This window comes from Thiopseudomonas acetoxidans (assembly GCF_030362935.1).
In the GTDB taxonomy this organism is placed as follows: domain Bacteria; phylum Pseudomonadota; class Gammaproteobacteria; order Pseudomonadales; family Pseudomonadaceae; genus Thiopseudomonas; species Thiopseudomonas acetoxidans.
On record NZ_JAUCDY010000005.1, the window covers coordinates 30512 to 50289 of the forward strand.

Consider the following 19778-nt stretch of genomic DNA (forward strand, 5'->3'; position numbering starts at 1 on the left):
TAGTATTCAGCAACCTAGGTATAAGTATTAGGCTGACTGTTCCAACAAGCCGATGTCACGCATTTGCGCTAACTTGTAACGCAGTGTGCGCGAACTAATCCCCAAGCGCTTAGCTGTCGCCTCGCGATGCCCATTCTCTTGGCGTAACGCTTGAGCGATTAAATGAAATTCATGCATACGCGTATCTTGTTCTAAATCATTACTGGCTGCCGCTGTGACGCTCGTCTCATTTTGCTGCGCTACTGCTGTCTGCGCGCTCGTCGCGCTTAAGAAAAAACCCTGCAATCCCAAGTCTTGCACTTCAATACAATGACCCTGCTGCAAAATTAACGCGCGCTGCACCACATTATCCAGTTCACGCACATTGCCGGGCCAACCGTACTGCTGTAAAGCCTGTTGCGCAGACCGCGCAAAACATACACCAGCACGCCCCTGCTTTGCTGCATGCACCGCCAGCAGACGCTCGGCCAAAGGCACTATATCCAAGGGTCGCTCACGCAAAGGCAGCCAAGCCAAGGGAAAGACCGACAAACGATAGTACAGATCTTCACGAAAACGCCCCTGTGCAATATTTTGTGGCAGATCGCGATTACTGGTTGCCAATACCCGCACATCTAGTTTTATCACCTTGCTGCCACCGACACGCTCAACTTCGCGCTCCTGCAATACGCGCAACAGTTTAGCTTGCAACTCCACCGGCATTTCTGATATCTCATCCAACAACAACGTACCGCCATTGGCCTGTTCAAACTTACCCGGTTTACTGGCTACAGCACCGGTAAAGGCGCCCTTCTCATGACCGAACAGCGTTGCTTCCAGCATGGTTTCTGGAATAGCAGCGCAATTAATCGCGACAAAAGGCCCTTGGCTGCAGGCCGAATGCTGGTGGATATAGCGCGCCAACACTTCTTTACCTGTGCCCGACTCTCCGGTAATGAGCACAGTGGCATCGGTTAGTGCAACGCGCTTGGCTAGTTTAAGCAGTTCAACGCTAGCCGGATCGACCGCTATGGTTTCTTCATCGGACATAGCGCCCAATGCATAGCGCTCAACCAGTTTAAGCAAAGCTTTGCTGCTAAAAGGCTTTAATAAATAATCCACCGCGCCATTGCGCATGGCGTGGACAGCGCCTTGCACATCACCGTAGGCGGTCATTAATACTACGGGTGTGCCGGGTGCGTTTTTAACGATATAGCCCAGTAATTCCTGACCATCCATGCCCGGCATATTGATATCGCTCAGCACCATGCTGAAACTACGCTCTTGCAAGGCGACAATCGCCTGCTTGGCATCAGCGGCGGCCTCACACTGAAAACCTGCTAACTGCAAACTATCTGACAGCGCTTCGCGCAAGGCGCGGTCATCTTCAACCAATAAAATATGACGCTGCATTAGTATTCTCCTGCTTCTTGCGCCTGTGGCATGAGTGGAAGCTGTAAAATCGCACAGGTTCCCCAGCCCGCCTTAGAGCGCAACATAAATTGTCCTTGATGTGCTTTAGCTACGGCCTGCACTACCATTAGCCCTAAACCGGTTCCGGTACTTTTACGGCTAAAAAAATCCTCACCCGCCTGCTGCAAAATATCTGCCGACATACCCGGACCGTTATCTACTACGGCGATGCGTAAATACTTATGTTTACGATAAATATGCACCTTGACTGCTTGCTGTGCAGCTGCTTGCAGAGCGTTGTGCAACAAGTTCATTAGCGCACCAATCAGCATGTCTTGACTACAGCGCAGTTGCGCTGCTGGGGCGGATAGACACCAGCGTACTTGCCGCCCGCTAATATGTGGTTCAGCCGCCTGCTGCAGCGCACTCAATAGCTGCTGCGCCGTGAGTTGCTCTTCAAGCGGCAAAGGGCCGCGCGCAAAGAGCAACATGTCGCGAATCTGCCGTTCTAGCTCATACAGGCTTTGCTGCACACGCTGAGCAAAACGTTGCTGCATCGGTTCAGGTAGTGGTTCTTGCAAATGCTCTGCGTACAGCAGCGCTGCAGACAGCGGTGTACGAATTTGATGCGCCAAAGCCGCGGTCATTTTACCTAACGCTGACAGCCGTCCTTGATGCGCCAGCTGATCTTGCAGCTGGCGCGTATGGGTTAAATCCGTTAATAAAATAAGCTGCCCGGGCTCACCGTGCAGACTTTGAATCGCCAAAGAGATACGCTTGCCATTACGCAAAGAAATCTCATGTCCATCATCGGCTTGCGGCTGAAAGCATTGCAGAATCAAATCACGCCACAGTCTGCCCGTAAGCTCTACTTGTAGAATATGCTGCGCCGCCGGGTTGGCTTGACGCACATAGCCTTGCGCATCTAGAACAATCACGCCGCTAGGTAAGGCGTCTAAAGTACTTTGTAAGCGCTGCGCTAAACGCTCTTTCTCAGCCAACTCATCCAAACGTTGACGGCTAACACTGGCTAGCTCATCTTGGATTTGCGCGTAACGCTGTTGCATAAGCTCCAAAGACTGGGCCAAACTAGCAGAAAGCTGGCTTATTGCTGCTAAGTCAGCCGGTGTTGCAGACACAGGTGCGCTTGAATGCACGGCATCAAGCTCAGATTCAGCACGCAACGGTAAATTGGCAGACATAAACAACCTCAACAGATTCGTCAAAAAACAGACAGTTAACCTGCAAGAAGCAATTTACGTGCCTAACCATCAAAAACACTCGCCTCGTGCCGCAAAGCTCTCTAAATATGAGCGCTCTTTATAAAGCAAACAATGCGAATTTTACCCCTGCAACGCTTCATTTAATCGCGTAGTATTTTTACCGTCGCATATGCAATCAAGTGGCGCTTGTGTCATTATGCACGCATAGAAATCTTTACTTTTAGTGTAAATTATGGAAAACCAAATCAAGTCCAAGTCACCCCAGTCATACCCTGAACAAGCTCAGGAAAAAAACACACTCGCACGTCTAGCCAGTGCAACTCAGTGTGCCTGCGCAGCCGAATCCAGCCAGCACACAACCTTGCCTGCTCGTTTAGTACAGCTTGTTTCCAGCCGCATGTGCTTTATCACCCAGCTGACTTTTATTGGCATCTTGATTTACATACTCAGCGGCTGCCAAACACTGTCAACACCTGCGCCCGACCCACAAGACAGCCTAGAACAGCAGCCCACCAAGGATGAGCAGGAAGCCATAGCAAACTTCTCTACAGAGGCCATGCTCAGTCTATTAACGGCTGAGATAGCCGGGCATCGTAACCGACCTTACATCGCGCTAGAAAATTACAGCCTTCAAGCGCAAACAACTCAAAACGCACAAATCGCTGAACGCGCTTATAAAATCGCAGAGTTTCTTGATCTCCAAAAACCCGCACTGAGCAATGCTCTACTCTGGGCGCAACTGGATGAAAACTCGGCGCAAGCACAGCGCGCAGCGGCGGCTGAATTGATTAAAACGCAGCGCTACCAAGAAGCTATGGATTATATGGAACACGCCATTGCTTTAGATCCAGAAGGTAGCAGCTATTTTGATTGGATTGCTTTTTCTGCCAGCCATGCAGACCAACATACGCAACAAGAACTATTAATTCATTTTGATGCTTTGCTGGATAAATACCCAAACCATAATCCGCTAATTTTGGCTAAAGCTATTTTGCTACAAAAAAACAACCCGCAGCAGGCATTACACCTAGTCAACCAGATTAGCCACCCGCAAGCAGCAGTCGCCGTACTCACCCTTAAAGCCAAACTGCTACAACAATTAGGGCAAACCGATGCCAGCCTTGCTGTATTCCAGCAAATACTCGAACAGCAACCTGACAACGAGTCCATTCGTCTCAGCTACGCTCGACAATTAATCAGCGCAAACCGCTTAGAAGATGCGCGTGCCGAGTTTTTAGAATTATTACAGCTCAATCCCTTCGATGATGATTATCGCCTTGCGCTGGGTTACATCAATCTGGACTTGGAAGCTTGGGAAGAAGCAATCGTCTATTTTGAAGAGCTGTTAGCACGCGATAGCTACACCGATACCGCACTCTACAATCTGGGGCGCTGCTACGAAGAGCTGGGCAACAACGAGCACGCTATAACGGCATACAGCTCCGTGAACGAGGGCCGTAACTATCTAGCCGCCATCCAGCGCCAAGCCAACCTACTGCTAAGCGAAAACAACCTGATCAATTTTTCACTACTGTTTGAGCAAGCGCAGCAAAACAACAGCGAGCAAGCCGTTGAGCTCTACCTAATAGAAGTTGAAACGCTAAGCAAATTTAAACTGCTCGACCTTGCTTGGCAGCGCCTTGAACATGCCCTGCTTGAGTTTCCTGATGATCACAGACTGCTGTACACCCGAGCTATGGTGGCCGACCAAAGAGGCGACTTAGCACAGCTTGAGCGCGACTTACGCACCATCATCGCGCAAGACCCCAAGCACAGCATCGCCCTCAATGCACTAGGCTATACTCTGGCCGATCGCACTGATCGATACGAAGAAGCATTACAACTTATTCAAGAAGCGCATGAAATAGACCCACAGGATCCAGCCACTCTTGATAGCTTGGGCTGGATTTATTTCAAGCTCAAACAGCCTGAGCAAGCGCTTAAATACTTAGAGCAATCCTTTGCTGCCTACCCCGACGCCGAAATTGCCGCACATCTGGGGGAAGTTTTATGGGAGCGAGGTGATAAACGCCAAGCCAGAAAAATCTGGCAGCAAGGCCTCGACTTGGACGCAGAGCACCCCGTGTTACTAGATACGCTCAAACGTCTAGATAACAGGAAAAACTGGTTTAAATGAGACTTAAACTTTTTAGCCGACCGCTACTTCTACTCACCACACTCATACTGCTTAGCGCCTGTAGCAATCTCTCTAAAACAGAGAAACCCACAGGTCTAGGCAATGAAAAACTCTGGCAAGCCCACCAACAGCAGATAAGCCAAGTAGATAGCTGGCAGATCACTGGAAAAATCGCCATACGCAGCAATCAACAATCGGGCAGCGGCGCACTAAGCTGGCTGCAAGAGCAAAAACACTTCGATATTCAAGTCAGCGGCCCCTTAGGGCAAGGCAACTTACGCCTCAGCGGTCTGCCCAACCAAGTACAACTGACCACCAACACACACAAAGTCACGTCCAACTCCGTCGAACACCTCATGCAACAGTTACTAGGCTGGAGTGTTCCACTGGATCACCTGCTCTGGTGGGTGCGCGGTCTGCCAGCGCCCAAAATTAAACATCAGGTGATGCTTAATGACGACAGCCTTGCCTACCAAATTCAACAGGCTAATTGGAAACTAGATTATCTAAGCTATCAAACCACCAAGACGGGCGCGCGCTTACCCCAGCGTATCAAAGCTTACGGCCCCGGACTCGAACTCACTTTGTTTATTAAACAATGGCAAGATTGATATGCAACCACCGGTACAAGGCTGTTTAAGCCTACCTGCTCCCGCCAAGTTAAATCTGATGCTGCATATTGTTGGGCAGCGCGATGACGGCTATCACGAGCTACAGACACTGTTTCAGTTTCTAGATTATGCGGACTATCTACACTTTAATTCTCGTACCGACGGGCTTATTCAGCTACAAACACCCATTGCTGGCGTGCTGCCTCATGACAACCTCATCGTTAAAGCCGCTAAGTTGCTACAGCAGCACACAGGCTGCTCGCTGGGTGCTGACATCTGGTTAGAGAAAAACCTTCCCATCGGTGGTGGTGTTGGCGGCGGCAGCTCCAATACTGCAACCACCTTGCTGGGGCTAAATCATCTCTGGCACCTAGGTTTATCCTTAGAGCAACTGGCCGAACTGGGCGTGCAACTGGGTGCTGACGTACCCGTTTTCGTCCATGGTAAAGCGGCTTTCGCTGAAGGCATTGGTGAAAAACTAACCTTTGTTGAGCTCGCCGAACCTTGGTATTTGGTGGTTAAACCAGCCGTTTTTATTAGCACGGCAAAAGTTTTTAGCGATCCCGGCTTGACACGCGACAGCGCAGTAATTAAAGTACGCACCGTTCTTGAGCAAGGCGGTCGAAATGATTGCCAAGCTGTAGTAGTTAAACATTATCCCGAAGTTGGACAAGCCCTAGCACTGCTAGAGCAACACGCCCAAGCAAGGTTAACAGGAACTGGAAGCTGCATATTTGGGGTCTTCCCAAATGAGATAGATGCTGTTAAAGTATCGCACCAGCTTTCAAGCAAACTTGATTGTTTCGTTGCTAAAGGCAGTAATGTTTCTTTACTGCACAAAGAATTACAAAACAAACTAGAACGCTAGATTTAGGGGCGTCGCCAAGCGGTAAGGCAACAGGTTTTGATCCTGTCATGCGTTGGTTCGAATCCAGCCGCCCCTGCCATATTCCGAAACCTTTGTGGTTCGCGAAAGCAAAACCACAAAGGTTTTTTTCGTCAGGCCCACCCTCAGTAAAACAGGTACTGCGCGTGTCCAAGATGATGATCTTTACGGGGAACGCAAACCCCGACTTAGCCCGCCGCGTTGCACGTCAGTTACACATGCCTTTGGGCGACGTGTCCGTAGGTAAGTTCTCTGACGGTGAAGTCAGTGTTGAAATTAATGAAAACGTTCGCGGTAAGGATGTTTTCTTAATTCAGCCTACTTGCGCACCAACCAACGACAACCTTATGGAACTCGTATTAATGGTTGACGCCTTCCGTCGCTCTTCTGCATCTCGCATTACTGCGGTTATTCCATATTTTGGCTATGCCCGCCAAGACCGTCGTCCGCGCTCAGCTCGTGTAGCTATTAGCGCCAAGGTCGTGGCTGACATGCTCTCCACCGTCGGTGTAGATCGCCTCTTAACCGTAGATTTGCACGCTGACCAAATTCAAGGCTTTTTCGATATACCAGTAGATAACATCTACGGCTCGCCTGTTTTGGTTGACGATATTCAAGAGCAACGTTTCGAGAATAAAATTATTGTTTCACCCGATATTGGCGGGGTAGTACGTGCGCGTGCTGTCGCAAAATCTCTGGGTGTAGACTTAGCCATTATCGACAAACGTCGTCCAAAGCCCAACGAATCAGAAGTGATGCATATCATTGGTGATGTTGAAGGACGCGCTTGTATACTAGTTGATGACATGGTGGATACTGCCGGCACACTGTGCACTGCTGCCAAAGCGCTTAAGTCGCGCGGAGCTGCCAAAGTTTTAGCCTACTGTACGCACCCTATTTTCTCGGGCCGCGCCCTAGAAAACATTGAAGGCTCACAACTGGATGAAATTGTTGTTACCAACACCATTCCATTGTCAGCCGCCGCTCAGGCGTGCAGCAAAATTCGCCAACTCGATATAGGCCCTATAGTTGCAGAAGCAGTTCGCCGCATCAGCAATGAAGAATCCATCAGCGCTATGTTCCGTTAATAGCGCTGGTAACTACAGCCTGATTAACAGGCTGATAAATCAACCGCCTAACACTGGTCGCAGGTGTTAGGCGGTGTTGTTTACTGGAGATACACAATGAGCGAATTTACTCTGAATGCCCAAGAGCGTTCTGACTTAGGGAAAGGTGCGAGCCGCCGCCTACGTCGCAACGCCAATCTGATTCCTGCTGTCATTTATGGCGCAGGTAAAGAAGCTGCCTCAATCAGCCTTGAAAACCGTGAGATGGCTAAGCTATTGCTTAACGAAGCTGCTTTTAACAGCATCTTGACCCTCAAGATTGGCAGCAAAAAAGAAGACGTACTGATCAAAGACCTGCAGCGCCACCCGGCCAAAGGCTTTGTGTTACACGCTGACTTTATCCGCGTTGTTGCTAACCAGAAGCTGACTGCATTAATCCCAGTTACACTCATCAACGAAGAAAACTGTGTGGGTGTTAAGCGTGATGGCGGTGAACTGTTCCGTCCGTCTCCTGAGCTAGAAGTTTCTTGCTTGCCTAAAGATCTGCCAGATACCATCGAAGTTGATGTTGCCAACCTTGAAGTGGGTCAGGTGATTCACGTTGAAGACATTAAAGCACCTAAGGGTGTTGAGTTTGTTGGCACTGGTATTGCCGTAGTTACGGTAACCGCAGCACGCGTATCTGCAGAAGAAGACGAAGTAGTTGAAGCAGCTGATGCTGCTGAAGAAGCAAAAGACGAGAAAGCAGAAGACTAAGGAACGTCTGAATAACGTTACCGAGGACGCTAGCACAAGGCAAAAACGCATGAAAAAGCGCAGTTTACACCAAGTAAATGAGCATTTTGAGTACGTTTTTAACGCAGTGATAGCTACGCAGGTAGTTATTCAGAGGCTTCCTGATTCTGCCTCTGCCTTAAGGAGCCCCAGTCGTGACTGCTGTAAAACTGATCGTTGGCCTAGGTAACCCGGGTCCACAATACGAACAGACAAGGCATAACGCTGGGGCTCTTTTTGTTGAGCGACTCGCAGATGCCATGCACTGTACGCTCAGCCCAGATAAAAAATATTTTGGCCTTAGTGCAAAATTTACTCATCAAGGCCAAGATGTGCGTCTGCTTATTCCTACCACCTACATGAACCGTAGCGGTCAGTCTGTTGCTACGCTGGCTAATTTTTTCCGCATCAAGCCTGAAGAAATCCTTGTCGTTCATGATGAATTAGATTTGCCACCCGGTACTTGCAAACTTAAACAGGGCGGCGGACATGGTGGTCATAACGGTTTAAAAGACATTATTGCCTGCCTTGCCAATCAGAATACATTTTATCGCTTACGCATTGGTATTGGCCACCCAGGTCATAGCAGTCAGGTTACCGGCTTTGTTCTAGGCCGTGCGCCTAGTAGCGAGCAACAACTGATTGACTCTACAATAGAGCACGCCATTGCTGTATTGCCTGAAATCCTTGACGGACAATGGTCACGCGCCACGCAACAATTACACAGTTACAAAGCCTAGCCTGCTGCCACCTTTTTGTTCGGCACTAGCCACCTAGCAGCCTTTCTTTTATTTTGAGGTACGTTTTATGGGGTTTAAATGCGGTATCGTCGGCCTACCCAACGTCGGCAAATCCACTCTTTTCAATGCGCTAACCAAATCTGGCATTGCTGCTGAAAACTTCCCTTTTTGTACTATAGACCCCAACAGCGGCATTGTGCCTGTACCGGATCCACGCCTAGATGCTTTAGCGCAAATCGTCAAGCCCGAGCGCGTGCTGCCCACCAGTATGGAGTTTGTGGATATCGCTGGCTTGGTGGAAGGAGCCTCTAAAGGAGAAGGCCTAGGCAATAAGTTTTTGGCTAATATCCGTGAAACAGATGCTATCGCCCACGTGGTGCGCTGCTTTGAAGATGATAACATCATTCACGTTGCCAACAGCGTTGACCCAAAACGAGATATTGAAATTATCGACTTGGAGCTTATTTTTGCCGACCTAGAAAGTGGCGAAAAACAATTACAGCGTATAAGCCGTAATGCCAAGGGTGGCGATAAAGAAGCTTTGCAACAAAAAGCTATTTTAGAAAAGCTACTGGATCACTTTACTTCAGCTAAGCCAGCGCGCTCACTTATCAAAGACTGGAGCGAAGAAGAACAACGCATCGTTAAAGGTTTTCATTTTTTAACCAGCAAGCCCGTCATGTACATTGCTAACGTGGCTGAAGATGGTTTTGAAAATAACCCTCTGCTGGATGTAGTGCGCGAAATTGCCGCCGAAGAAAACGCCCTAGTTGTGGCAGTATGTAACAAAGTTGAAGCTGAGCTGGCTGAGCTGGACGATGGCGAAGACAAAGACATGCTACTTGAAGACTTAGGTCTTGATGAACCCGGTCTAAACCGTGTTATTCGTGCAGGCTATCAACTGTTAAATTTACAAACCTACTTCACTGCGGGCGTTAAAGAAGTACGCGCTTGGGCAGTAAAAGTAGGCGCTACTGCACCGCAAGCAGCAGCAGTGATCCATACGGACTTTGAGCGCGGTTTTATTCGTGCAGAAGTTGTTAGCTATGACGATTTTATTCAGTACAAAGGCGAGGCCGGTGCTAAAGAAGCTGGTAAGTGGCGCTTGGAAGGTAAGGAATATATCGTTAAAGATGGCGATGTAATGCACTTCCGCTTCAATGTGTAATAGGTTCTAATAGCTACACCATAGGCAATCCAGTCCCCCGCTAATGACTTTACTTACCCCAGAAGCACTTGGCATCGGTTTGATTTTAGGCAGCCTGCTGGGCCTAACTGGGGCTGGGGGTTCGCTGGTTGCCCTGCCATTACTGCTCAGCCTACACTTACCCATGCGCGACGCTATCGGAATAAGTTTAGGTGTTGTGGGTTTATCCGCCTTGATTGGCGCCATCGGCCGCTGGCGTAGCGGCCATATCCACTCGCGTACCGTGCTCACCCTAGCCATTACCGGCGTGCCAGGCAGTTGGATCGGACAGTTTCTGGGGCACTATACCAATGAAACCTATTTGGTTATCGCCTTTTGCTTGCTGGTGCTTTGGTCCGCGCAGCGTATGTGGCGTCAAGCACGCTTACCTGATACTACAGAACGCCAACACCGCCCTGCTATTTTGGTCGGTATTGGCTTATTGGTCGGCGTACTCTCTGGCTTAATGGGCGTTGGCGGTGGTTTTTTAATCGTTCCTGCCCTGCTGTGGTTTAGCTCACTGTCCATGCTGGCGGCAACAGCTACATCCATGGCAGTGATTGCGCTGGTTTCTGGCTCAGGCTTTTTGATCTATATAAGCTCAGCTAGTCCGCCCGTTGGCTTACTGGCTGGACTGTTTAGCGGTGGTGCAATTGGCGTTTTACTCGGCAATCGTTTGGCCTACAAACTCGGCGGTCCGACCCTGCAGCGAATATTTGCTTTGGTATTACTGACGGTTAGCCTGACAATAGCAGCACAAAAGCTGCTCAATTAATTTTAACGCACTTCAATCAAAAGGCAGCTCAAGCTGTTGCGCCTGCCCTTGCAAGTCTTCCAAGCGAATCCCCAAACCCAGCAAACGCACCGGTTTGTTACCGCGGGCATAAGCGGCAGACAGCATCATGGCGTAACGCTCTTGGCTCACCAACGCGCCCGCCTGCTCCAAAGTGGTTTGGGTAAAGTCATGGAACTTGATTTTTACGTAGGGACGGTCAATTCGATATTCCTCACCTACGCGCGCCAAACGTTTATTTAAACTCTCCATGAGCATAGGTATTTGCGCCAAACAGGCCGCCAAATCCGGCAGATCTTGGTTAAATGTCTGCTCAACACTCACACTTTGGCGTCGACTATTGGCCTCTACAGGACGCTCGTCCCTGCCATGAGCCAGTTGCCATAAACGCTCGCCAAACTTGCCAAAGTGTTTGATTAACTGCAGCGGCTCAAACTTGCGTAAGGTGGCGCAATCACTGATTCCTAATCGCTCAAGCTTTTGTGCAGTCACTCGCCCCACACCATGCAATTTCGTCACCGGCAACTGCAAAACAAACTCATCCACCTCGGCTGGCGTAATCACAAATAAGCCATTGGGTTTGCGCCAGTCCGAAGCGATTTTGGCTAAAAACTTATTCGGCGCTACGCCTGCCGAGACCACCAAACGCAACTCTTGCCAAACGCGACTGCGGATCTCTTGCGCCATCAGGGTCGCACTGCCATGACAGTTTTCACTAGCAGTTACATCAAGAAAAGCCTCATCTAAGGATAAGGGTTCGATAATGTCGCTGTAGTCCTGCAAAATGGCGTGAATCTCACGTGAAACTTGGCGATATATATCCATTTTGGGGTGAATGACGATTAAGTCAGGACACAGCTTAAGTGCCTGCGCCATGGGCATCGCTGAGTGCACTCCCCAACTACGCGCCTCATAGTTACAGGTCGCCACCACACCGCGCTGACGCTCATTACCACCCACTGCCACAGGCTTGCCCTGCAAACCCGGGTCTTCGCGCGTCTCCACCGCGGCATAGAAGCAATCCGCGTCGATATGGATGATTTTGCGCTCTGCCACGGCTGCCTTACTCAATCCCTGTCTGAAATACTGAAATCATCTGCATCCATATAGGCAGGAAATTTCTGTTTAAAGCGCGCTAAGGATTGCGCGTTAAGGCGCACGTGGTAAACGCCTTCTTGTTCATACGCCAGCAACAATGGATCACCCAAATAATCCAGCGCTTGGGAGTCGCCGCTGTGTGGGTAACCATTATGGTCCTCACCAATGCGGTTAACACCCGCCACATAGCATTGATTTTCAATGGCACGTGCGGCTAACAAACGATTCCAGGTCGAGCGGCGCACTTTTGGCCAGCAGGCGACATACAGCAGTAAATCGGTATTTTGCGCATCACGGCTCCACACTGGAAAGCGCAGGTCATAACAAATCAGCGGACGAATACGCCAGCCTTTAAGTTCGACCACCAGCTGCCGCTGACCGGCAGTATAGTGCTCGTGCTCACCAACCATGCGGAACAAGTGGCGCTTGTCATAATGCTGCAAACTGCCATCCGGACAAGCCCACAGTAATCGATTGCGATAATCACCCTCTGCCACACGTACAATCAAACTGCCGCAAACGACAGCGTTAAGCTGTTTAGCCTGCACCAACAGCCACTGGGTCGTTAGCCCGTTAATTTCTTCTGCATGTGCGGCGGACTCCATGCTAAAACCGGTATTAAACATTTCGGGCAACACGACCAAATCAGCAGCCTGAACCTGGGTAAGTAAGCGTTCAAAGTTTGCCAAATTTGCTTTTACATCCCCAAACACTAAGGGTGCTTGCACCAAGGCTAACTGCAAGTCAGTCAGATCATTTATATCGCGCATAGTAATTCTCCTGCTTGTTCAAGGGTGGCGGTGGTTTTAGCAAAACATAACCTTAGCAAAAACTGCTGCTCAGGTGGCTGCTGGTAAAAGACCGACAACGGAATACTGGCGATACCTTTGTGCTCAGTCAGCCAGCGCGCCATAGCTACATCATCCAAATCATCACGAATAGCTCGGTAATCCACCAATTGAAAATAGGTACTGGCGCTGGGGCTAAAAGTAAATCGAGACTCTGTTAGCGCTGCACATAACTGATCACGCTTGACCTGATAAAACGCGGGCAACTCCTGAATGTGTTCAGGATGGTTTTGCATAAAATCGGCCAAAGCTAGCTGGATAGGCGTGGGCGCACAAAAGCTCACATACTGATGCACTTTTCGCACCTCAGCTGTCAATGCAGGCGGCGCAGCCAGGTAACCGGTTTTCCAACCCGTCACATGAAAAGTTTTGCCAAAGGAGCCCACCACACAGGCGCGCGAAAAAAGCTGCGGATGATTTAACACCGACTGATGCTGGCGTCCGTCAAACAACAAATGCTCATACACCTCATCACTCAGAATATAAATACCCTGCTCCTGCGTTAGCTGGGCCAACTGGGTTAAATCTTCCTGCGTGATGGTGGCACCACTGGGATTGTGCGGGCTATTGATAATAACCAAACGCGTACGCGGCGAAAGCGCTTGAGCAAAAGCCTGCCAGTCATAGCTAAAGTCGCTGCTTAGCGGCACATGTACTGTACGTCCTCCTGCCAAACGCACGGCCGGTGCATAACTGTCATAACAGGGATCAAACACTATGACTTCATCACCCAGTCCGACGATGGCCTGTATGGCACAGAACAACGCCTGAGTTGCGCCGGGCGTAATGGTGAGCTCCTGCTCCGGGCACAGTGTAGCGCCATAAAGCTGCGTGATACTTTGCGCTAGCTGCTCACGCAAGGGCGCAACACCTACCATGGAGGCGTATTGATTGTGCCCAGCTTGTGCATAACGCCCCAAGGCGGCAATTAAGGGTTCGGGCGCCTGGAAATCCGGAAAACCCTGCGACAGATTAAGCGCACCATGCTGCTGTGCGAGCTGCGACATTTGACTAAAGATGGTTAAACCCACATCAGGAAGCTTGGACTGAATCATGAAGGTAAGCCTTGTGTTTGAACAAAGTAGCTATAGGAAACGCTGAATAATGTTAGCGCCTCATATAATAAACCATTGCCAGCCAAAGGCTCTATGGCTTCATTACAGTGCAAAGTCTTATATACTCGCTATCATCGTAGAAAATAAAGAGACTTTGGCTGCCCATGCATAACACCCACACAACTAAAGGCATTATTTTGGCTGGCGGTTCCGGCACACGCCTGTATCCCATCACCCAAGGCATTTCCAAACAATTGCTGCCCATTTACGACAAGCCGATGATTTACTATCCGTTATCGGTATTAATGCTGGCAGGTATTCGCGATATTTTACTTATTTCGACACCCGACGACCTGCCTAATTTCCGCAAGTTATTGGGTGATGGCAGTCAGTTTGGCGTACAGCTGAGCTATGCCGAGCAGCCTTCACCGGATGGTTTGGCACAAGCTTTTATCATCGGTGAAACCTTTATTGGCACCAGCAATGTGTGTCTTATTCTCGGTGATAATATTTTTTATGGTTACGGCTTTAGCGCCACGCTCAAACAGGCCATACAGCGCCAGTCTGGTGCAACTATTTTCGGCTATCACGTTACCGACCCTGAGCGCTTTGGTGTGGTTGAGTTTGATGAGAACGGTAAAGCAGTCTCCATCGAGGAAAAACCGCAACAACCAAAATCTAACTACGCCGTTACCGGTTTATATTTTTACGACAACGATGTCACCCACATAGCTAAACAAATCAAACCCTCTGCTCGTGGCGAACTAGAAATAACCGATGTGAACAATGCCTATTTGCAGCGTGGCGATCTGCATGTAGAACGGTTAGGTCGAGGCTTTGCTTGGCTTGATACGGGCACACACGACTCGTTGATGGAAGCGGGGCAATTTGTACAAACCATCGAAGCCCGCCAAGGACTCAAAGTGGCGTGCTTAGAGGAAATTGCTTACCACAACGGCTGGCTCAATGCGGCGCAACTCGCCGAGCAAGCCAAAGCCTTGGAAAAAACAGGTTATGGTCAATACTTGCAACGCATACTGGGCTAGACAGCCCTAAGGAAGCTGGGCGTTATTAACATAGACCCCAGCCCCCTTTGTTTTATAAAGTCAACTTTAAAAATAAGCATTTATAAACAGGCTAACTATGCAAATCACACAAACCAATCTTCCCGGCGTGCTGGTTATTCAGCCTAAAGTTTTTAAAGATGCACGAGGTTTTTTCTTAGAAACCTTTCAGGCTGAGCGCTATCGCCAAGCTGGTATTGCTGCCAACTTTGTGCAAGACAATCACTCACGCTCACAAAAAGGTGTCCTGCGTGGTCTACATTTCCAACAGACCAAGCCACAAGGCAAGCTCATTAATGTGAGTCAGGGTGCGGTTTATGACGTCGCAGCTGACATTAATCCTGGGTCACCTACTTTTGGTCAGTATTTTGGTATCGAATTAAGCGATGTAAACCATTTACAGCTGTGGATTCCACCCGGCTACGCCCATGGTTTTTGCGTACTTTCTGACTGTGCCGACTTTCATTACCGCTGTACTGAATACTACGATCCGCAGGATGAGGCAGGTGTACTTTGGAGCGATCCACAGCTTAATATTAATTGGCCCATCACACTGCCGTTGCTCTCAGAGAAAGACAAGCAACTGCCATTACTCAAAGATTTGCTGCGCCACTCACTCTAACTTGCAGGATTTACCATGCGTGTTTTAATCATTGGTGCTCGCGGTCAGGTTGGTCATGAGCTAGTACGCCAAGCACCACCGGCTTTCGAGCTCATTGCTCTAGGCTCGCACGAGCTGGATATCAGCAGTGCTGCACAGGTTAACCAAGCCGTAGCTGAATATCAGCCCGCGCTAATTATTAATGCGGCCGCTTACACTGCAGTTGACCAAGCTGAAACCGATACCGAACGCGCCTATGCGGTCAATCGTGATGCCTGTCTGCATTTGGCGCATGCTGCTCAACAAACCAATATCCCGTTACTGCATATTTCCACTGACTATGTGTTTTCTGGTCAGGCAGCACAGCCTTATTGCGAGAGCGATCTGTGTCAGCCACAAAGCATCTACGGCGCTAGCAAACTCGCTGGCGAACAGGCGATAGCACAACACTGCCCACAGCATATTATTCTGCGCACCAGCTGGGTCTTTGGCATTGATGGCAATAATTTTGTTAAAACGATGCTGCGCTTAGCACAAACCCGCACTGAACTAAGCGTGGTAGACGATCAGCATGGCAACCCAACCTCCGCACGCAGTATCGCAATGGCTTTGTGGCGCATCGTGAACCTATATCAAACGAATCCCAGCCAGCCTTGGGGTACCTACCATTACAGCGGCACACCAAGCTGCACTTGGTATGAATTTGCTACGGAAATCTTTGCCCAGGCACTGCAATTGGGCTTAATTGCTGCTCAGCCATCACTAAACCCTATCACCACCGCCGACTACCCTACGGCTGCAAAGCGACCTGCCTACTCAGTGCTTGATAATCAGTTATTTAGTGAGAAATTCGGCATTAATCCATTAGATTGGCGTCAGGAGTTGAGCGCAGTACTACTAAGCTTGCGCGCCCACTCACAAGCCTAGAACTGGTAATTTATAGCCGCACTCTACTGTTGCGTTACAATCGGATTATTCTCAACCCACAACAGCGTCGCACCAGCAATAGCAGCAGGCATGGCTATCAGGTTAAATCCTGGCACCATCAGTGCCAAATACGTCACCCCACCAAAACTTAAACTGGCCCAGCGATGCTCACGAATCCAGCGCAGGGTCGCTAGCCAGTCGACTTTATTGTTATCCGCTGGGTAATCCAGATACTGCACCGCCATCATCCAAATATTAAACAGCACCCATAACGGCGCAGCGATGAGGTTTACTCCCGGAATAAACGACAGAATAAACAATCCCAGACTGCGCGGTAGAAAATAACCCAGCTTACGTAGCTCACGCATCATAGTGCGCGGCAATATCGCCAGCAGCTCGGTCCAGCTAAATGATGGGAAAGGATCATGTCCGCGCGCAACTACTTCTACTTTTTCCGCTAAGAAACTATTAAAAGGCGCAGCCACTAAATTCGCTAGGGTGGTGAAGGTGAAAAAAATCATCAATAACACCAACAGCACAAACAGCGGCCAGAGCAGATAGTCAAGAAAACTAAGCCAACTGGGCAGCTTAGGCATTAATTCAGCCACCCAATAATTAAATCGTTGTACTGCAAAACTCACCAAAGCCACGAATACCAGCAGATTAATCGTAAAGGGCATAAGGACAAACTTGCGCAGCCCAGGACGTAAAACCATCTGAAAACCGGCATTAAAAAACTGCGGCCCTGATATAACCTGTGCTGGCATAAGTTCTCCTAAAGTTTTGGGTATAGCTGGGCTAAATCAATCAGTAATTGGTTTTGTTGCCCTAGCAGTTTAATCAAAATAACGGCGCGCTCCTCACCGTTATATTGATGAAAAATAGCCTGATAATCTCGAAAGGGTCCATCAGCTAGAGTAACCACATCACCCTGTTTAAAGGCGGGAGCACTCTCGCGCTGGGCAAGTCTTGTACGCAAATCTTCGATCAACGCATCCTGTATTTGCATCACCTCTGCACCAAAGGTGAGCAGCTTGTTGACGCCAAATGTCGAGCGTACTCGGCTCAGCAACATGTCATCTTCGCCAACACGCAAGAACAGATAGCCGGGAAACAAAGTTTCGATTTTTTTTATGCGCTTGCCCTGCCGGATGCGCTCAACCTCAAGCATAGGCAGGAACACCTCACCACCTTGATTCTCTAACTGCTGAGCAGCGCGGGATTCTTGCCGTGGCTTGGTAAGAACAATGTACCAGTCGTTATTGCTCATGCTGCTAGTTAACGGAACCCATGCGGATTTTGACTTTGCCAACGCCAGGTATCTTGCATCATCTGCGACAGCCCCAGCTGCGCTTGCCAACCAAGTTCGCGCTTGGCTTTGTCAGGATTGGCATAGCACTGAGCGATGTCACCGGCACGACGGGGTGCAATTTGATAAGGCACGCTTTGACCACTGGCCTCTTCAAAGGCTTTGACCATTTCCAATACAGAGTAGCCCTTGCCAGTGCCCAGATTCCAAGTATGCACACCCGGCTCCTTGGCTAAATAAGCCAGCGCCGCCACATGCCCTTGGGCTAAATCCACCACGTGAATATAGTCGCGCACGCCGGTGCCGTCGGCAGTGGCGTAATCATCGCCAAAAACAGACAACTGCTGGAGTTTACCCACTGCAACTTGCGCGATATAAGGCAGTAAATTGTTAGGCAGGCCATTGGGATCTTCGCCGATCAAGCCGCTACTATGCGCACCCACAGGATTAAAATAGCGCAAAACAGCAATACGCATACGTGGTTCACTGATGGCCAAATCACGCAAAATATCTTCCACCATCAGCTTGGAACGACCATAGGGATTGGTCGGTCGACCCACAGGGCACTGCTCACTGATTGGCATTTCTGCCGGCTCACCATAGACAGTGGCGCTGGAGCTAAATACCAACTGATACACACCGGCGTTAAGCATCGCCTGCAACAAAACCTGGCTGCCATGTACATTGTTGTCATAGTAGCTCAGTGGCTGCTCAACGCTTTCACCCACCGCCTTAAGACCGGCAAAATGCACCACTGCACGAACACTGTGCTCGGCAAAAACCTGCTCTAACAGGGCAGCATCACGGATATCGCCCTGAATAAAGCTCACTTGATGTCCCGTGATTTGCTCAACACGAGCTAACGACTCTCGGCTAGAGTTACACAAGTTATCCAGCACTAGCGGTTCATAGCCTGCGGCGAACAGCTCAACCAAAGTGTGCGAGCCAATATAGCCCGCACCCCCGGTGACCAGTATTTTTTTTGCTGCATTTTGCGTAAGGCTCATAGCGCGCACCTGCTGTTATGCTTCTAGGCTATCCAAATATTTTTCCGCATCCAAAGCCGCCATACAGCCCGCACCTGCTGAGGTAATCGCCTGACGGTAGACATCATCCGCCACGTCGCCGGCTGCAAAAACACCTTCAATGCTAGTGGCTGTAGCATTACCTTCACGACCGCTTTTAACCACCAAATAGCCGTCTTTCATCTCTAACTGGTTGGTAAACAAGTCCGTATTGGGCGAATGACCAATAGCAATAAATACGCCGTCTACGGCTAGTTCACGGGTACTGCCGTCGTTATGACGTACGCGCACACCGGTGACGCCCATGTCATCGCCTAGCACTTCATCGAGTTGCTCATTTAATGCCAGCTCAATTTTGCCTTCTTTAACCCGCGCATAAAGCTTGTCTTGCAGGATTTTTTCCGCACGGAAGGTCTCACGGCGGTGAATTAGGGTGACTTTATTAGCAATGTTAGACAAATACAGCGCTTCTTCTACCGCCGTATTACCACCACCCACCACCGCTACATCACGATTGCGATAGAAGAAACCGTCACAGGTGGCGCAGGCCGAGACACCCTTGCCTTTAAACGCCTCTTCGGAAGGCAGGCCTAAATAGCGCGCGCTAGCACCGGTTGCAATAATCAGCGCATCACAGGTATAGGTGCCACTGTCACCAATTAAGGTAAAGGGTTTGCTATCGAGCTTAGCGGTATGGATATGATCAAACACTATTTCTGTGTCAAAGCGTTCAGCATGTGCCTGCATCTGCACCATCAGTTCTGGGCCGGTTAATCCTTCTGGGCCGCCCGGCCAGTTGTCTACATCGGTCGTGGTGGTCAGCTGGCCACCTGCCTGCATTCCGGTAATTAATAGCGGTTTTAAATTGGCCCGCGCGGTATACACTGCAGCGCTGTAGCCTGCAGGCCCTGAACCTAAAATCAATACCTTGGTATGACGCACTTCTGACATAACTCTTCTCCAACGAATGGCACTAAAATCATATAAATACTGCCTAGACTATACTAAAACGCTAAGCGTTACGCAGCTGATTTAAGGACGC

Annotated in this window: 20 protein-coding genes and 1 tRNA gene; 12 read left to right on the top strand and 9 right to left on the bottom strand. The window is 49.5% G+C overall.

What is annotated here, in order from left to right; genetic code table 11:
* Window positions 1-27: 27 nt before the first annotated feature.
* Together QEZ41_RS05495 and QEZ41_RS05500 are read right to left on the bottom strand one after the other, a co-directional pair.
* Window positions 28-1392 (bottom strand): sigma-54-dependent transcriptional regulator, encoded by a 1365-nt coding sequence (locus tag QEZ41_RS05495; RefSeq protein ID WP_289410392.1) that lies wholly within the window; start codon window positions 1390-1392, stop codon window positions 28-30.
* Window positions 1392-2594 (bottom strand): sensor histidine kinase, encoded by a 1203-nt coding sequence (locus QEZ41_RS05500; protein ID WP_289410393.1) that lies wholly within the window; start codon window positions 2592-2594, stop codon window positions 1392-1394. Before QEZ41_RS05500 ends, QEZ41_RS05495 begins: the two co-directional genes overlap by 1 nt.
* A 253-nt stretch (window positions 2595-2847) precedes the next feature.
* On the opposite strand from QEZ41_RS05500, the gene QEZ41_RS05505 reads away from it, so the two are divergent.
* The 9 genes from QEZ41_RS05505 (at window position 2848) to QEZ41_RS05545 (ending at window position 10791) form a co-directional block, all read left to right on the top strand.
* The gene (locus tag QEZ41_RS05505) at window positions 2848-4752 is read left to right on the top strand and encodes a tetratricopeptide repeat protein (RefSeq protein ID WP_289410394.1); all 1905 of its coding nucleotides are present in this window, start codon (window positions 2848-2850) and stop codon (window positions 4750-4752) included.
* Window positions 4749-5363 carry a lipoprotein insertase outer membrane protein LolB gene (gene lolB, locus QEZ41_RS05510; RefSeq protein ID WP_289410395.1) on the top strand — a complete coding sequence of 205 codons (615 nt, stop codon included), beginning with the start codon at window positions 4749-4751 and terminating at the stop codon, window positions 5361-5363. Before QEZ41_RS05505 ends, lolB begins: the two co-directional genes overlap by 4 nt.
* Window position 5364: 1 nt before the next feature.
* The gene (ispE, locus tag QEZ41_RS05515) at window positions 5365-6231 is read left to right on the top strand and encodes a 4-(cytidine 5'-diphospho)-2-C-methyl-D-erythritol kinase (protein ID WP_289410396.1); all 867 of its coding nucleotides are present in this window, start codon (window positions 5365-5367) and stop codon (window positions 6229-6231) included.
* 4 nt (window positions 6232-6235) lie between these two features.
* A tRNA-Gln gene (locus tag QEZ41_RS05520) sits at window positions 6236-6310 on the top strand.
* Between the two features lie 85 nt (window positions 6311-6395).
* Window positions 6396-7337: a ribose-phosphate pyrophosphokinase gene (locus QEZ41_RS05525; RefSeq protein ID WP_289410397.1), complete on the top strand. Its 942-nt coding sequence runs from the start codon at window positions 6396-6398 to the stop codon at window positions 7335-7337.
* Window positions 7338-7433: 96 nt separating this feature from the next.
* Complete coding sequence (locus tag QEZ41_RS05530; RefSeq protein WP_289410398.1) at window positions 7434-8072, top strand: 50S ribosomal protein L25/general stress protein Ctc; 639 nt, start codon at window positions 7434-7436, stop codon at window positions 8070-8072.
* Between the two features lie 173 nt (window positions 8073-8245).
* On the top strand, window positions 8246-8830 hold the full coding sequence (pth, locus tag QEZ41_RS05535; protein WP_289410399.1) for an aminoacyl-tRNA hydrolase: 585 nt from the start codon (window positions 8246-8248) through the stop codon (window positions 8828-8830).
* Between the two features lie 67 nt (window positions 8831-8897).
* Window positions 8898-9998, top strand: coding sequence for a redox-regulated ATPase YchF (gene ychF / locus QEZ41_RS05540; protein ID WP_289410400.1), 1101 nt, complete (start codon window positions 8898-8900; stop codon window positions 9996-9998).
* A 43-nt stretch (window positions 9999-10041) separates the two neighbouring features.
* Entirely contained in the window at window positions 10042-10791 is a 750-nt protein-coding gene (locus tag QEZ41_RS05545) for a sulfite exporter TauE/SafE family protein (protein WP_289410401.1), read from the top strand.
* 12 nt (window positions 10792-10803) lie between these two features.
* Here QEZ41_RS05545 and dinB read toward each other — a convergent pair whose 3' ends face one another.
* From dinB to QEZ41_RS05560, 3 genes are read right to left on the bottom strand one after another with little or no spacing between them, the layout of a single operon-like run.
* A complete protein-coding gene (gene dinB, locus QEZ41_RS05550; RefSeq protein WP_289410402.1) occupies window positions 10804-11865 on the bottom strand; it encodes a DNA polymerase IV in 1062 nt (353 codons plus the stop codon).
* 11 nt (window positions 11866-11876) lie between these two features.
* Window positions 11877-12677 carry an amidohydrolase gene (locus tag QEZ41_RS05555; protein WP_289410403.1) on the bottom strand — a complete coding sequence of 267 codons (801 nt, stop codon included), beginning with the start codon at window positions 12675-12677 and terminating at the stop codon, window positions 11877-11879.
* On the bottom strand, window positions 12665-13810 hold the full coding sequence (locus QEZ41_RS05560; RefSeq protein WP_289410404.1) for a methionine aminotransferase: 1146 nt from the start codon (window positions 13808-13810) through the stop codon (window positions 12665-12667). The genes QEZ41_RS05555 and QEZ41_RS05560 overlap by 13 nt, the downstream gene beginning before the upstream one ends.
* Window positions 13811-13974: 164 nt before the next feature.
* Here QEZ41_RS05560 and rfbA point away from each other — a divergent pair, with 164 nt between their 5' ends.
* The 3 genes from rfbA to rfbD all read left to right on the top strand — a co-directional run bounded on the left by rfbA (window position 13975) and on the right by rfbD (window position 16402).
* Window positions 13975-14856, top strand: coding sequence for a glucose-1-phosphate thymidylyltransferase RfbA (gene rfbA, locus QEZ41_RS05565; protein ID WP_289410405.1), 882 nt, complete (start codon window positions 13975-13977; stop codon window positions 14854-14856).
* A 97-nt stretch (window positions 14857-14953) separates the two neighbouring features.
* On the top strand, window positions 14954-15496 hold the full coding sequence (rfbC, locus tag QEZ41_RS05570; RefSeq protein ID WP_289410406.1) for a dTDP-4-dehydrorhamnose 3,5-epimerase: 543 nt from the start codon (window positions 14954-14956) through the stop codon (window positions 15494-15496).
* A gap of 15 nt (window positions 15497-15511) precedes the next feature.
* Window positions 15512-16402, top strand: coding sequence for a dTDP-4-dehydrorhamnose reductase (rfbD, locus tag QEZ41_RS05575; RefSeq protein ID WP_289410407.1), 891 nt, complete (start codon window positions 15512-15514; stop codon window positions 16400-16402).
* Window positions 16403-16425: 23 nt separating this feature from the next.
* Here the strand turns inward: rfbD and cysZ are convergent, their stop codons facing one another.
* The 4 genes from cysZ to trxB are packed head-to-tail and all read right to left on the bottom strand — an operon-like array spanning window position 16426 to window position 19687.
* Window positions 16426-17169: a sulfate transporter CysZ gene (gene cysZ, locus QEZ41_RS05580; protein ID WP_289410408.1), complete on the bottom strand. Its 744-nt coding sequence runs from the start codon at window positions 17167-17169 to the stop codon at window positions 16426-16428.
* An 8-nt stretch (window positions 17170-17177) separates the two neighbouring features.
* Entirely contained in the window at window positions 17178-17672 is a 495-nt protein-coding gene (gene rfaH, locus QEZ41_RS05585; RefSeq protein ID WP_289410409.1) for a transcription/translation regulatory transformer protein RfaH, read from the bottom strand.
* 8 nt (window positions 17673-17680) lie between these two features.
* Window positions 17681-18718, bottom strand: a complete 1038-nt coding sequence (gene galE / locus QEZ41_RS05590; protein ID WP_289410410.1) for a UDP-glucose 4-epimerase GalE — start codon at window positions 18716-18718, stop codon at window positions 17681-17683.
* A gap of 15 nt (window positions 18719-18733) precedes the next feature.
* On the bottom strand, window positions 18734-19687 hold the full coding sequence (trxB, locus tag QEZ41_RS05595; RefSeq protein ID WP_289410411.1) for a thioredoxin-disulfide reductase: 954 nt from the start codon (window positions 19685-19687) through the stop codon (window positions 18734-18736).
* Between the last annotated feature and the right edge of the window lie 91 nt (window positions 19688-19778).

Bases quoted from the DNA above. Each gene is read 5' to 3' on its own strand.
- QEZ41_RS05495 (WP_289410392.1), bottom strand. From the start codon at position 1,392: ATGCAGCGTCATATTTTATTGGTTGAAGATGACCGCGCCTTGCGCGAA.
- QEZ41_RS05500 (WP_289410393.1), bottom strand. From the start codon at position 2,594: ATGTCTGCCAATTTACCGTTGCGTGCTGAATCTGAGCTTGATGCCGTG.
- QEZ41_RS05505 (WP_289410394.1), top strand. From the start codon at position 2,848: ATGGAAAACCAAATCAAGTCCAAGTCACCCCAGTCATACCCTGAACAA.
- lolB (WP_289410395.1), top strand. From the start codon at position 4,749: ATGAGACTTAAACTTTTTAGCCGACCGCTACTTCTACTCACCACACTC.
- ispE (WP_289410396.1), top strand. From the start codon at position 5,365: ATGCAACCACCGGTACAAGGCTGTTTAAGCCTACCTGCTCCCGCCAAG.
- QEZ41_RS05530 (WP_289410398.1), top strand. From the start codon at position 7,434: ATGAGCGAATTTACTCTGAATGCCCAAGAGCGTTCTGACTTAGGGAAA.
- ychF (WP_289410400.1), top strand. From the start codon at position 8,898: ATGGGGTTTAAATGCGGTATCGTCGGCCTACCCAACGTCGGCAAATCC.
- QEZ41_RS05545 (WP_289410401.1), top strand. From the start codon at position 10,042: ATGACTTTACTTACCCCAGAAGCACTTGGCATCGGTTTGATTTTAGGC.
- QEZ41_RS05555 (WP_289410403.1), bottom strand. From the start codon at position 12,677: ATGCGCGATATAAATGATCTGACTGACTTGCAGTTAGCCTTGGTGCAA.
- QEZ41_RS05560 (WP_289410404.1), bottom strand. From the start codon at position 13,810: ATGATTCAGTCCAAGCTTCCTGATGTGGGTTTAACCATCTTTAGTCAA.
- rfbA (WP_289410405.1), top strand. From the start codon at position 13,975: ATGCATAACACCCACACAACTAAAGGCATTATTTTGGCTGGCGGTTCC.
- rfbC (WP_289410406.1), top strand. From the start codon at position 14,954: ATGCAAATCACACAAACCAATCTTCCCGGCGTGCTGGTTATTCAGCCT.
- rfbD (WP_289410407.1), top strand. From the start codon at position 15,512: ATGCGTGTTTTAATCATTGGTGCTCGCGGTCAGGTTGGTCATGAGCTA.
- cysZ (WP_289410408.1), bottom strand. From the start codon at position 17,169: ATGCCAGCACAGGTTATATCAGGGCCGCAGTTTTTTAATGCCGGTTTT.
- rfaH (WP_289410409.1), bottom strand. From the start codon at position 17,672: ATGAGCAATAACGACTGGTACATTGTTCTTACCAAGCCACGGCAAGAA.
- galE (WP_289410410.1), bottom strand. From the start codon at position 18,718: ATGAGCCTTACGCAAAATGCAGCAAAAAAAATACTGGTCACCGGGGGT.
- trxB (WP_289410411.1), bottom strand. From the start codon at position 19,687: ATGTCAGAAGTGCGTCATACCAAGGTATTGATTTTAGGTTCAGGGCCT.